The 13,057-nt window shown below is 64.7% G+C and carries 14 protein-coding genes; all 14 read right to left on the bottom strand.

The window, feature by feature from the left end; all coding sequences use genetic code 11:
- Positions 1 to 128: 128 nt before the first annotated feature.
- The 14 genes from MKW14_RS30745 to MKW14_RS30680 all read right to left on the bottom strand — a co-directional run bounded on the left by MKW14_RS30745 (position 129) and on the right by MKW14_RS30680 (position 13,026).
- Entirely contained in the window at positions 129 to 1,163 is a 1,035-nt protein-coding gene (locus MKW14_RS30745) for a hypothetical protein (protein WP_240868066.1), read from the bottom strand.
- Complete coding sequence (locus tag MKW14_RS30740) at positions 1,160 to 1,834, bottom strand: hypothetical protein (protein WP_240868051.1); 675 nt, start codon at positions 1,832 to 1,834, stop codon at positions 1,160 to 1,162. Before MKW14_RS30740 ends, MKW14_RS30745 begins: the two co-directional genes overlap by 4 nt.
- Before the next feature lie 832 nt (positions 1,835 to 2,666).
- Positions 2,667 to 3,335, bottom strand: a complete 669-nt coding sequence (locus tag MKW14_RS30735) for a hypothetical protein (RefSeq protein ID WP_240868049.1) — start codon at positions 3,333 to 3,335, stop codon at positions 2,667 to 2,669.
- 34 nt (positions 3,336 to 3,369) lie between these two features.
- On the bottom strand, positions 3,370 to 4,032 hold the full coding sequence (locus MKW14_RS30730) for a hypothetical protein (RefSeq protein ID WP_240868046.1): 663 nt from the start codon (positions 4,030 to 4,032) through the stop codon (positions 3,370 to 3,372).
- 30 nt (positions 4,033 to 4,062) lie between these two features.
- Positions 4,063 to 5,388, bottom strand: coding sequence for a putative T7SS-secreted protein (locus MKW14_RS30725; RefSeq protein ID WP_240868044.1), 1,326 nt, complete (start codon positions 5,386 to 5,388; stop codon positions 4,063 to 4,065).
- Positions 5,389 to 5,402: 14 nt separating this feature from the next.
- Positions 5,403 to 5,720 carry a DUF6317 family protein gene (locus tag MKW14_RS30720; protein WP_240868040.1) on the bottom strand — a complete coding sequence of 106 codons (318 nt, stop codon included), beginning with the start codon at positions 5,718 to 5,720 and terminating at the stop codon, positions 5,403 to 5,405.
- Positions 5,721 to 6,074: 354 nt separating this feature from the next.
- A complete protein-coding gene (locus MKW14_RS30715) occupies positions 6,075 to 6,965 on the bottom strand; it encodes a hypothetical protein (RefSeq protein ID WP_240868038.1) in 891 nt (296 codons plus the stop codon).
- Between the two features lie 44 nt (positions 6,966 to 7,009).
- The gene (locus MKW14_RS30710) at positions 7,010 to 7,669 is read right to left on the bottom strand and encodes a hypothetical protein (RefSeq protein ID WP_240868037.1); all 660 of its coding nucleotides are present in this window, start codon (positions 7,667 to 7,669) and stop codon (positions 7,010 to 7,012) included.
- A complete protein-coding gene (locus MKW14_RS30705; RefSeq protein ID WP_240868035.1) occupies positions 7,666 to 8,577 on the bottom strand; it encodes a hypothetical protein in 912 nt (303 codons plus the stop codon). Before MKW14_RS30705 ends, MKW14_RS30710 begins: the two co-directional genes overlap by 4 nt.
- 13 nt (positions 8,578 to 8,590) lie before the next feature.
- Entirely contained in the window at positions 8,591 to 9,790 is a 1,200-nt protein-coding gene (locus tag MKW14_RS30700) for an enoyl-CoA hydratase/isomerase family protein (RefSeq protein WP_240868033.1), read from the bottom strand.
- A gap of 58 nt (positions 9,791 to 9,848) precedes the next feature.
- Complete coding sequence (locus MKW14_RS30695) at positions 9,849 to 10,151, bottom strand: hypothetical protein (RefSeq protein WP_240868030.1); 303 nt, start codon at positions 10,149 to 10,151, stop codon at positions 9,849 to 9,851.
- A 303-nt stretch (positions 10,152 to 10,454) separates the two neighbouring features.
- Positions 10,455 to 11,486, bottom strand: coding sequence for a hypothetical protein (locus tag MKW14_RS30690; RefSeq protein WP_374116613.1), 1,032 nt, complete (start codon positions 11,484 to 11,486; stop codon positions 10,455 to 10,457).
- A complete protein-coding gene (locus MKW14_RS30685) occupies positions 11,474 to 12,130 on the bottom strand; it encodes a hypothetical protein (protein WP_240868028.1) in 657 nt (218 codons plus the stop codon). The genes MKW14_RS30690 and MKW14_RS30685 overlap by 13 nt, the downstream gene beginning before the upstream one ends.
- 365 nt (positions 12,131 to 12,495) lie before the next feature.
- A complete protein-coding gene (locus MKW14_RS30680) occupies positions 12,496 to 13,026 on the bottom strand; it encodes an SMI1/KNR4 family protein (protein ID WP_240868026.1) in 531 nt (176 codons plus the stop codon).
- Positions 13,027 to 13,057: the final 31 nt, after the last annotated feature.

Below are 13,057 nucleotides of genomic sequence, written 5' to 3'. Positions count from 1 at the left end.
AGGGGCGCGAGCGTAGGAGTCGCGGCCTTCGCTTCGAACGTGCCCGGAGCCCCTCAGGCACCCTGCCGAGACTCCGTGAAGATCCCAGCGTTTCCCAGCGGCGAGACCCAGGCCGCCCACCCTGATCATCAGCGGTTGACAGCCTGGATCTCCTGGACGGTCACGGCTTGGTTGTTGCCGAAGGTGCCGTCAGGTAGGTCGCCGCCGGTGTCGCCGGTGCCGGTCCATGTGATCTGCCAGGTCACTGTGGCCTGGAGATTGAACGTGCCATCGCCAGAGGACCGCAGGTATTCGATGCCGCAGGGCGGGGTCTCGTTGGCCTTGCCCTGCGCATACGGCTCTCCGATCGCCCCGTCATTGTTGATCGCACACTCTCCGGATCCGGGATAGGTATGGGCGTCCTCAGTCCCGGGCTGGAGTTTCAGTGAGACGGGCTTGGCCACAGTGGTGGCTTGCATGTTCAGGCCGGGAGCAGTGATTGATGCGGTTACGGAGACGGGCTTGAACATGCCCTTGTCCAGCCATGCCCAGGTGGGAAGGTTGACCTTGGTGGTGCCGTCGGGAGCGAGCTTCACCTTGGTGCCCGGGACCTTGATCTGCTCGTAGGCCAACCCCGCCAGGATTTCCGGTGAGATGGCGTTCTTGACCTTCGGAGTCTCACCGTTCTCAGCCCAGAAGGGGAGTGTCGCGTTGCAAGCAGTTCGTTCGAGAATAGGTGCGTTCGGATTCTCGACGGCTCCCCACCACATTCCCTCATCCTGCTTGTCGAGGTTGTAGTTCTTGTACTCGCCGTCCTTGTACATCTGCCGGAAGTCGTACGTGGCATGCCTTGCGTACTCCGGCTGGTTGGGGTCGGTCGAGACCTGCTTGTACTCGTTCTCCGTCTGCTTCTCGAACTGCTTCGCCGTCCAACGGGGTGCCAGCCAACAGGCTGGTGGCGTCCAGGAACTCCCTGTGACTGAGACAGGGCCTACAGACGAACCGGAGCCGTTCTTCGAAGTGTCGTAGGAGATCGCCGCGTACAGCTTGTTGTCTGCAAGACCGGTACTGGTGTCGGTTTCCGTCGTGCCCTTGTCGACGGGGCCGCCGGCGAACGAGCTGTGCGCCGAGACGGCCAGTACGGCAACCGTGAGCCCGGCAATACTGAGGCCGCGGTGCTTCATGCCTTGCACTGCGTGGCCTCCGTCTGCACCTCGATGTCCTCGGCGGTCCACAGACCCTTGGCCTCCTTGGAGGTTGTCATGACGATCTCGAAGAAGTAGTAGTCCTTGTCGCTGGGTTGGGTCTTGAGGATCTTCTTGGACTTGACTTCTTTGCCGTAGAACTTCGAGTCGTCGTCGCAGAAGGAGACCGAGGCGCGGTTGCCGTCGCTGGTCATGTCGACCTTGGAGCGTGAGTAACGCTGGACCCCGGTGACGGTCCACCCGCCGTCGACATACTGCTTGATCTGCTTCTTGGCGTATGCCTGGGCGGTGCCACCCGGCGTGGAGTAGAACTTGTATGCCGCGTTTTCCGGGTCCTGCTGGACGATGCCGTAGTTGACGGCTCGGACGAAGTTCTCGGCGTCACTGAGGGCCGCAGCTGCCTGGGTGTCGGACGGTTTGGTGTCGTTGAACACCATTTCGAAATCCGAGGGGAAGTTCATGGACGGACGCTTGATGTCCCCTGCGGCGTCCGACGTGCTCGGCGAAGCGGACGGCTTCGCGCTGCCGGTGTCGGCCCCTACGATCTTGTCGTTGGCCTTGGAGTTGTCGCTCCCGCCCCCGCAAGCCGTCAGCAGCAGGGCTGCGGCTGCGGTGAGCGCGGCGGCAGCGGGCAATGTGCGGCGCTTCACTGTGGTGGACTCCCCGTGAGACTGAAGTACGTCAAGGGCACAAACGGTATCGGTGGGGTTCCTGGTTTCGCCAGAGCGAACTTCCCTGCGAACTTGTGCAATTGGGGGTGTAACGGTCGGGCTGGGCTGTCTGCCGTGTCCTGATCGTGCTCCAACGGGCGGCGGCCCCGAACGTGTAGGGGTGAGGTGTCCGGAGCCGTCGTCGATCTGGAAATTCCGTTTCGCTATCGCCGTCCGCGGCACCTCGCGCAGGCGCAGGGCGGGTATGCCGACGTGCGCGGCACTGGTTCGGCGCGGCGATTTTGTAGACGCCGATGGTCAGGCGGGAGCGGTGGTGGGGCGGTTCCAGGAGTTCGAGTGGGTCGCGTAGGGGCGGGTAGTGGGTGGCGCACTCTGGGCACGCGTAAACGTCGAAGCCGGGGCCTGTGGCGGCGTGGACCTCGAGGACCAGGACCGGTTCGGCCGTGATGCGTTCGCAGCGGGTGCACATCCGCGTCGCGGGGCGTGTCATCGGGTGGCCGCCGGTACGCGTACGCCATGGATGCGCTTCGGGCCTACGTCGATGCCGAGCGTCGCGAGACCGGCTGCCCGGCGGCGTTCGCGGTGGCGGCGGTGTCCGGCCTGGTCCGGGACGTACGGACGGACGAGGCGAGATGCGTTGCCGTCCAGGAAGTCAGAGAAGCGGGGAGACGGTGTGAGCGGAATGGGGCCCTGCGGCTGACTCGGGCGCGGTGGTCCACGAAGCCGGCGTCGGGCCCACGCGGCTCTCCTCGATGGCCTGGATGTCCTCTTCTGGTAGTTCGACGTGGCGGCCCAGTGCTGCGATGAGCTCTTAGTTCTTCGGTGCCCCGGCCAGTGGAGACTCGAAGCTCGTCAACTCGGCGATCTGGCGCAGGATCGCGCGGTATTCGGATCGTCGCTCCACCTCGGTGGTGCTCAGCATGAGTACTGCCATGCGCTTGCAATCCGGGTGAGGGAGGTAGGCGTGGATCTGTAGCAGAGGAGTCGGCGGAAGGCCCGATCCAGGTGAAGGCGCCCGTACGGTCTCGCCCATCGACGCCGGCCCACTCGGCAGGTCCAAGTACTCGATGTTGGAGTGTTGCTCAGCTGCCGCCACGGCCCGTGCCGCGCTGACCGACCGGGGGGACCAGGCGATGTCCCGCCAGGACACCGTGAAGAGGGAGTGCAGGGTCCGGCCGCCGCCTGCCCCCACGTCGTCGTAGTGCACGCCGAGTGAGCAATGGACAGTACCCACCTCGCGCAAAGCACGAAGGAGTTGCTGTCCTGACGCCAGCTGAGCGATGAACTGCTGGCGCGTGACGTCGTTGGGAATCGCCTCCACGAGCGGAGTGATCGCTTCTCTGAGCTGGCCTGCCTCGGCGGATGCTGGAGGGGCGAGGAGCACATCGAGCGGTAGCTCGGTGAAGCCGCCAGGGACGGCGAACCAGATACCGGTATTGGGGTCGTTGACGGAATCATCGATGACGACGCGTGGCTTCATGAATGTGAGGTCCGTTGTTGTCAGGGAGGGCACGTCACATGCCGGCGGGTCGTACCCCGGCGCGCCGACCGCGTTCGATGTCGTCGTCGGTGGCTCCCCAGTCCGTGACCGAGAGGCCCCCGACCGCCGGCGTCTGTTGATGCAGGAAACGGAATCGCCGAGGCATCGTCCCGTTGGCAGAGGGTGCGGCGATCACTCCGATGAAACGGGGATCTCCCGCGAACCACACAACGCCGATCTGGGCCTTGATTTCCGACGCGGCGCGAGGGGCCATACGACGATGCCACCAACCAACTCCCCAGTGCCGGGAGAAGACGAGGGGAAGCTTCTCGTCCGGCCGTGCCGGGTTGGGGAACTCGAACCAACCGAATTGTCGGCCGATGACATCTGTCCGTTTGGCGAGGCCGTACGACGCTTCCCGAACAAGCTGCCAGGGGTACGCCCGCAGGACTCGCCTCATTTGGAACACCCAAGGGATGATGAAGAGTTGCAGGAAGGCTCTGTGGAAGCTGTACACAAGAAACGGCACGATGATGATCGCGTACCCGGGGCCCAGGAACACAGCCAGGACAGCCAAAAGGGCGAACACCGACACAGTCCAAGCGAAGAAGGCAGCCACGTTTATCGCCAACTGCTTGCCCCAGGCACGCCTGGTGGGCGGGTGCTCCCAGGCCGTACGGTGGTCTACTGAATCCATGTGAGTCTCTCTTGTATGTGGCTTCAGGCTTCAGAACACATGTCGTGCAAGGTCGATCAGCGCGCCGCTGTCCAGGATGCTCCGCACACCGTCGATTCCGGTGCTGCTGTCCTTGACTCCATCGTTGTCCAATGCGTCCACGGCACTGGACACCAGGCCATAACCGGCGGTTGCGACACCGACCGAAGCCGATGTGATTTCCACGATCTCACCAGTTCGCGCCGCGTCCCGTGCGCCCCGCACGACCAAGCTCAGCGCGGGATTTCCGAGGCCCGCGATCGCCTTTGCCTGGCTCATGGTTTCGCTGCCGAATGTCGTCACCACTTTCCCGAGGGTGACCACGTCCTCGCCGGCGCGCAGGGCGTTGACGGTCCCCCGAACTCCCATTCGCACAGCGGCTACGCCCGGGAACATCCCGAGAGCGTCACCGGTCACGCTGACGAAATTGCCCCAGAAGTCGGAATCGAACTCGCCCTTCGTGAAGCCATCCTTCAGGGAAGCCCATACTTCGGAGTCGGACAGTCGCATGGTCAGGGCAGTAGCGCTCAGCGCTGCCGCGGTGAGCAGCAGAACGGCAGCTGCCACACCCCCTGTCGCCACGAACAGCGCCACCAGGCCGATGACCCCCGCGGTGAAACTCAGGATGTCCGGCAGGTTCTCGGTGAACCAATCGGCGAATTCATCGAGCCAACCCGGCTCGTGCGGCGCCAACTTCTTCGTGGCGTCTCGGATCTTGCCGGCGCGGTAGCGGGCCTTCTCCTCGTGTTCCTCGGCGAGCTTCTTGGCCCTGCCGATGATCTTGTCGAGCTCGGCCTGGGCTTCCGTCACCGCGGTGTTGGCATGGGTGAGGCTCTTTTGCGCCTTGTCGCGCTCGCTTCCCTTGGCGTGGAGGTCCGGGTTGTTCTTGGCTGTCGCGGCATGCCCCTTCGCCGCGTCAACGGCAGTTTGAGCGTCCTTGGCCTCCTGCTCGAGCTTCCTTGCCCGACGCTGAAACTCCTCGAGCTCACCCTCCCAGCTGCTGAGATGCCGAGCAGCCTTCCGGATGGAGTGTGCGGCGTTCTTGAGATTGAGCGGAAGGGGGCCGCCTTCCAGTTGCTCGCGGAAGGCGACAGCCGCATCGCCCTTCCAGTAACTCCCGTCCATGAGCTTCGTGACCAGCCCGTGCGTCTCTTCCAGCACCTTGGCGCAACTGCTGAGCTTCTTGAAGAGATCGTTGACCGTGCCTGTGTCCCCTGGGGTCGGATTGAAGCCCAGATGCGGACAGTCAGGATTGGGGATGGACGGAGAGGACTGCAGTCCCTGCGGCAGGCGTCCCTGGCGGGCTGCGGGAGAGTTGGCGTACGGAGACTGCTCCACCCCTGGTGCGTACGTCATTTCCTGCCCTTCGAGGCACCGTGCGCGGACTTCCTCAGGGCCTCTTCCAGCGCCTTGTCCACCTCTTCATAGCTGCTCTTGCTCTGACCGATGATCTTGGCGAGATCCTCGGTCTGCTTACCGATCTCCTCGGCTCCGTACTTCCAGTCGTCCTGAAAGTCCTCGCACGCCGAGTCCAGGTCGTCCGTACCCAGGCCTGTGACGGTCGCATTGCTCAGCGCCTTGCGAAGGCCTTTCAACGAGGTGCTGGACTTGTTCAAGAGCTTCATGAAATGTGCGAGTTCGCCGCCGTCCACGGCGAGCCGGTCAGCCACGTGCCGGTGTCCTCTCCCCGTTCAGGGCCCGTTCCGTGGAGAAGCGACTCGGCTGCGGTCGTGGCCGGTACGGCAACGGCAGGCAAAGAGCGCTCCATCGGGACCCCTGCAGGACAAAAACTTGGTCAAGAGTACAGACGGTATCTGCGCGGGCCTACGTTTCGCCACTGTGAACTTCTCAGCAAACGCGAGCAATTAGGGGCAGATAGGGCACTGGAGGGTGTGACGTGTACCGCGATCTTGCCTGAACGAGTGGTGCGGCTTCCGGCCGGTTTACGCAGCAGCGATCCATGCCGATGGTCGGCGGAAGGCTGACGAGACTTCCGCCTCCCGTGTGCGGCCGTGCTGCGGCCGTCAGAGGTCACCCGGCTTGGGCTTGGCCGCTTCTCCGGATGGGCCCATCAGGATCGAGTGGGTTTCGTGGACGTCCTTTGCCGTTTTGGAGGGGACCTGGACCTCGACCATCACGATGCCGCTCGGGAGGCGGGTGAGGAGTGGGGGCTGGGCGCCGGTGGGGAGTTGGGTGAGGAAGCGGGCCAGGCGGTCGCGTTGGCCGGTGGACAGTTCGCTTTCGGGCATCGTGCGGACCGTACCGGAGAGCAACTGGCACAGGCGCTCGGCTGTGTCGGGGTTGCCGGTGAACAGGCGGATCCAGGACTGGTCGGTGAAGGTGAGCCGTACATCGGCTTCGACGTCGCTGTACTTCATCTGCCGGGCGTGGGCGATGGCGTCGCGAGGGAACTCGGCGAGTTCGTCGGCCTTGTCCAGGGTGCCGCTTCGGGTGCCGAGGAAGAGCAGGCGCCGGCTCGTCAGGACGAGGTCGGTGGTGTATCCGTCGGGGCGGCGCGCGGGGTCGAGTTGCCAGGGGACCGTACGGGCCAGGGTGCCGGGCGCGGCCCACATGACCGGGAAGTCCTGGACCTCGTTCTCCGGTTCCTCCGGTTTGCCGCGGACCTGCACGTCGCCGAAGGGTGAGCCGGGGGCTCCGCCGATGTTCGCGATGATGTTCGCGATCACCGGGATTCCGACCAGGAAGGCACGGCCCGTGCGGCGGGCGACGCGGTCCCCGGTCGTGTGCAGGGAGTAGGTCGGTCCCTCGGGCCAGTCGGCCAGCTCGGCCTGGATGTCGTTGCGAGCGGGATCCCGGAACCATCGAGAACCCGCGACGGCGGGGGCGACACCGGTGGCGAAGACGGCTGAGGTCCGGATCAGGAGATCCTCGTCGCGGTCGGGGTACCAGTCCATGGTTCGCCAGTTCTGTCAGTTCGCCAGTTCTGCCTTGCTTCAGTTCACGCTGCGCTTGCATCGATCGCGGGATCGGTGAACGAGACCGTCTGCAGTACAGCCGTCGTCATGTCGCAGAACTCTCCCCAGTACTCCATTGCAGCCGTGTCGATGGTGAAAACTGCGGTGAAAGGTCCTGTCGGGAAGGGTATGTGGACCTGGATCTGACCGGTGAGGAGTGTGGCCGGCTCGCCGCTCGCCGTGATGTCGGCGCTGAGGGCGAGTTCACGTAGCGTGATGCGCGAGACGGCCGGGCCGCAGGGCAGGTCGAGCCACCGGGCATCGTTCATCGGGTCGGCCGACAGTGTCGCGAGGATGCCCTGCGCGGCGATGTCAGGGTCTGTGTGGTCGGAGGCATAGGCGGCCACAGTGAAGGCGCAGTGAGCGACGCCCCTGGTGTCCAGAGCGAACAGGCCGAAGGCGGAGAACGCGAGACCCGCGGTTGCCATGGCCTCAGTCAGGAGTTCGTAGAAGGGCGCTGCGGACTGCCAGAGGGAGTCGTCACCGCCCGGATAGAGGCCGCGTACGAACTCGGCGGCGGCCGTGGGCCGTTCTGCCGCTGAGGCATCCACCGGGAGGGCATGGACACCCTCCGGGACGACGAACGTCATCGGCGGGATGATCTGTGCGTCCTGTGTGGCGGCCAGCTGGACTGCTTCCGTCACGTGCTCTCTTCTTTCGGCATCACGTCCTTACCGGACGGGGACAGGTAGCGTGTCAGGACTTGGACCGTGCCGTTGGACAGCGGGACCTGCAACTCGACCGCCACTGTGCCATCGGCAAAGCGGTCCAAGGACGGAGGTTCCGTGACCGGCAGGACCGTACCGACCGAGCGGACAACACTGAGCGGAGGATCTGCCACGAATTCCGCGACGCGTTCACGCTGTTGAGGAGTGAGGGCACCCTCGGTCACCCGTTCGCGCTCTCCTCGGAACTGACCCACGAACTTGGCCACGTCGCCGACTTTCCATCGCGTCCAGGAACCATCGGCGAAGCGGATTCTGACATCGGATCCGTTGGCGGGGTACGCCAATCGGTCGATGGCGCTGACGGACCCTCTGGGAACCTGCCACAGCTCGTCGGCGGGAGCCAGCCCAGCGGAGGCGTCCACACCGAGGATGATCAGTCGCTGATCGGTCAGCACGAGCTCGGTACGGTACCTCTTGGGCTGACGGGCCGGGTCCAGCTGCCAGGGCAGCGTTCGGGCGATGGTGCCTTCTGCCGCCCACATGACGGGAAAATCGTCCACCTCGTTCTCGGGCTCCTGAGGTTTGCCCGGGCTGCCGGGCTCGTCGACCAGGCGGCCGCTGGGCGCATGGATGTTCCCGATCATGTTGATCAAGCGAGGGATTCCGAGCAGCGCGATGTCCAGGGCACGTACTCCGGTTTGGTCGGCCTTGCCCCGAGGGGTGAAGCCCGGGCCGGGAGGCCAGCCGGTCAGTTCGGCTTCGATGTCCCGCCGTTCGGTGTCGCGGAACGAGCGGAGACCGGCCACCCGCGGTGCCAGCCCGGTGGCAAAAGCGACGTTGGCCCGCACGAGGAGGCTCTCACCCGGAGGCGGGTACCAGTCCACAGCCCGTGTCCTTTCAGTGCGCTGTCGCGGAGTCCTGGAAGCGGTCCCCAGGGTTCATCATCTCGCCGATGTGGGACGGGATGGAAAACGCCTTGGGAAGGATCTTGATGGCGGCGTCGATTCCCCGGCCGAGATTGCTCATCGAGTCGATTTTTTTCAGCCCCGGAATGCCACCGGTGCCGAGCAACTGGCCGTTGCGGATGTTCTTCTCGGCAAGGAGGCTGATGCGGTTCATGATGCCCCCCTCCGTTGAGATGTGTCCGCCGGCCTTGAGGCCGAACAGGCCAATGGTCCGCCCCTTGACAGCGAAGCTCATGGCGCCCGCGACGTTGTCGCCGACGCCGACTATGTTCCGGCCGATGGTGCTGACTCCCTTGAAACCCTCGCCCAGTTCTGCCGCACGGGCCGCGGCGACCGCTCCGTCGGCAACCTTGACGCCCTTGGCGAAGGCGCTGATTCCGGGAATGGAGCCCAAAGCGTCGAAGCCGATGTTCACCCAACTCACGTCGGCACCGGCAGCTTTGGCCACAAGGTGGGTCACCAGCGCGAGGCCGCTGCTGACTACTGCCGCTGCGGCGAAGATCGCGCCGATGGGTTCGAACGGCGCGGTCAGGATGGCCAGCATGCCCAGGACGCCGCTCAGATCGCTGAGCAGGTCTCCGACCAGCTTGATCGCGTCGGCGTGTTCCTCCAGCCACTTTCCCGTGGCGTCCCACGCGTCCGCGATTCCGTTCCCGAGCTTGTCCCAGAATCCCGGTTCGTCCGGTGCGATGTCGCCGGCCTTGTCGAGTTCCTTGCTGATCTGCCGGGCGGCCTGACGGTACTCGTCCTCGAGTTCGTGGACCTTCTGGATGACACCGTCCACGGCGCTGGAGGCTTTGGCGAGATCGTCGCTGCCCTTGCCGTCGGCCTTGGCTTCTGCCTTCGACTGGGCGTCGAGCTTCTCGCCCGCGGACTTCTCGAGTCTGTCCGCTCGCTCCTGGAAGTGCTGGAGTTCGTTGGCCCACCGGTGCAGAGCGCGGGAGGCCTTGTCGAAGGAGTCGTGGCTCTGGCGTATGAGTGGGGTGACGTCCTTGCCGATGTACTCGGTGAAGGCGATCGCGGTCTTGCCCTTCCAGGCGCCGCACTCGATGCGTTCCAGTTCGCCCAGCGCCGTGCCGAGTTCACCCGCCAGCTTGCCGATCTGCTTGGCCAGATCCCGGGTGTCCTCCACGCTTCCCGGCGTGGGGTCCCAACCTATGTGTGGGAATGTCGGCCGCTGACCCGCCACGTCACTTGCCCTTCTGCTTCGGGGCCTTGAGGGACTCGGCCAGGTCCAGGTCGAGCTTGCCGAAGCTCTCCCCGATCTTGTTGATCATCTTCACGGCGCCCTGGGTGTGCTTGCCGAGCTGCTTGATGCCGTAGGCCCAGTCGTCGGCGAAGTCGTGGACGTCGTCGACGAGTTTGCCCTCGCCGACCGCCGAGGCGTCGGTGTTCTTGAGGGTGCGGCGGGTGGCCTCCATGCGATCGCTGATGGAGGAGAACGTCTTCTTCAGATCCTGGAAGACCGTGTCTTCGAGCCGCAGGTCACTCACGATGATCACTCACGATGCGTTTCGGATGACTCGGACAGGGGACATGGACGGAACCCTGCGCTCCGGTCGAGCCGTACCCGCTTCGCTGGAGCGAAAGGGCCGACAGGGCGGTCCGGGGCCGAAAACAAGCCCTGATGATCTTACGTAGAACGCGGATGCGATCGAACGCGACAGCAAACTCTTGGAGCTTGCTTGGGTTGTGTATGGGGGATGATTTGCTGGAGCTTGGTGAGGCCCTTGATGTCTGTCCGCCTGGTCCGTCAACGGCGGTGGGCGGCCGGGGTGAGGCGGCCGCCCATCCCGTCAGCGGTTGACGGCTTGGATCTCCTGGACGGTGACGTCCTGGGTGGCGCCGAAGGTGCCGTCGGGCAGGTCGTCGCCGGTGCCGTCCGAGCCGGTCCAGCTGATCTTCCAGGTGATGGTGGCCTTGAGCGGGTACGTTCCGTTCCCCGAGGAGCGGAGGTACTTCACGCCGCAGGGCGGTGTCTCGTCCGCCTTGCCCTTGGCGTACGGCTCACCGATACGGCCGCCGTTGAGCTGGCAGACGCCCGATGCCGGGTAGGTCGTGGCATCTGTCGTGCCCGGGTCGATCTTGAGGGAGACAGGTTCGGCGGTGGTCGTCGCGGAAATGCCGAGCACGGGGATCGAGGCGGTGACGGAGACCGGTTTGAACTGGGCGCCGTCCAGCCATGCCCAGGTCGGCAGGTTGACCTTGGTGGCGTTGGCGGGGGCGAGGGTCACCTTGGTGCTGGGGACGCGGATCTCGTTGTAGGCGAGTTCGGCCAGGATCTTCGGCGTCACGGCGTTCTCTACGTTGGCCGGGGGCGGATCGCCCTTGTCCACCCAGAAGATGGGCTCGGTGCACTTGTCCCAACCGGGCGGGAAGCTCTCGTTGACGTACGAGTCCCACCAGTAGCCGTCGCCGGTCTTGTCCTGGTTGAAGTCCTTGTACGGGTGGCCGTTGACGTACCTGTCGCGCTGTTCGGAGTCCCACTGGTCGCCCGTGGAGCCGGCCTCCCAGATCGGCTCCAGGTACGCCTTGAGCGCCGCGGGCGTGTACTTCGGGGCGTACCAGCAGGCCGGAGGGGTCCAGGGGGTGGTGGAGGTGACGGGGCCTACGGAGCTGCCGGAACCGTTCTTGGAACGGTCGTAGACGATGACTCCCACTTTGGATGAGAGGGTTCCGTCGTCGCTGGCATTTCCGGTCTCTTGGGTCTGTCCGGCAGTGCCGGCGTCACCGCGGCCGCCGGCGTAGGCCGCCTGCGCGGTGAGCAGGGGAATACAGACCAACGAGAATGCGGTCGCGACCCTCGCCAACTGATTTACGGCTGGCACGCCTTGTCCCCCCGGTTCGAGACGATGTCCGTGGTCTGCCAGACGCCTTGATGATTCCTGGAGAGCGAGGTGTGATACAGCACGTAACTGTCAGCCGTCGTCGGCGTCTTGTCGACCTTTCCGGTCTTCTTGTTCTTCAGGAACGATTTGCTCTCGTCAGAGCAGTACGTGACGTAGGCCTGACTGTTTCCTGACAAGGTCACCTTGCGGTCGAAGTAGCGGGTCTCGCCGATCCAGGTGTCGTTCTTGTCGATGTATCCCTGCACAAACGTGATCGCCGAGCTGAGTGCCTTGCCTGAGTTGTAGAAGCCGAGAGCCTCTGCGGCTGTGCTCCCCTTGAAGATTGCATCGTCCATCGAGTTGACACTCATGGCGCTGTCTGCGAGGACCGCGTCCTTCGTCGTGTCGCCAGTCTTCTGGTCTTCGAAGACGTTCTTGGCGTAGGAAGGGAAGCTGATCTTTGGACGATCAGCTTTACTCGAAGCGGACGGACTCGGAGATGCCGACGTCTTCGTGTTGCCGGTGTCGGCTCCCGCGATCTTGTCGTTGGCCTTGGAGTTGTCGCTCCCGCCCCCGCAAGCCGTCAGCAGCAGGGCTGCGGCTGCGGTGAGCGCGGCGGCAGCGGGCAAAGTGCGGCGCTTCACTGTGGTGGACTCCCCGTGAGACTGAAGTACGTCAAGGGCACAAACGGTATCGGTGGGGTTCCTGGTTTCGCCAGAGCGAACTTCCCTGCGGACTTGGGCAAGTAGGGACGTAGGGGAGGGCGTTGTGTGAGGGGTTGGGTCCTGATCCGCCTTCCAGCGGGTTGCCGTCATGTGGGCTTCGCGTTGCGCATCCGCTGCTGCCGCAGGGTTTCGGTTCGCTATCGGGTTGCGTTCTCGGGCGGGAGCGTGGTGGGGACATCGACGCATGAGGCACTGGCTCCGTGCGTGACGATCGGTACGGCAGCCAGGGGTGCGAGTTCGAGCAGGGACCGTTCTGCGGACCGTTTGTCGCGCAGGGCCGAGCGCTATGCGTAGGCCTCGAACGTGACGTGCGTCCGGTCGGGTACCACGATGCCCGAGGCGATGTCACCGGTGAGGAGGCCCAGCAGGACCGCTGGGGCCGGGGTGTCGTAATGCTCCCAGGCCTCGGTGACGTCCCGGGAGACGAGGAGGGTGCGCCAGGAGGCGGGCTTCTGGTCGGGGTGGGCCAGCCAGTTGAGGGTGTCGCCGTCGATCGTCTTCGCCCAGGCGATCAGTTCGTAGCCGAGGTCGTCGCTGAACTCCTCCGGCTGCTCGTCCTCCTCCTCCCAGATCTCCGCCGCGAAGTCGCTGCGTCCGTCGTTGTACGCGACGATGTCATAGGCCTTTCGTACATCGGTGGGGACCAGCAGTTCGATGTAGCCGCAGAAGGCTCCGGAACCGTAAGTGTCGACGAGGGCCTTGTAGTCGGCGGGGAGTTCGCGGTGCAGGGCGGTCTCGACCGGTTCCCAGTCGCCGGTGGGCGGCTGGGCCGGCGGTGGCGCAAGCCGGATGAGGGCCTCGAGCGTCGCGTTCATTCCTTGATACTCCCAGTAGAAGGTTGTCATT

The organism is Streptomyces gilvus (assembly GCF_022513565.1).
Classification (GTDB): Bacteria; Actinomycetota; Actinomycetes; order Streptomycetales; family Streptomycetaceae; genus Streptomyces; species Streptomyces gilvus.
Note: the sequence above shows the minus strand (reverse complement) of the source record. Positions and strands in the feature narration are given on the sequence as shown.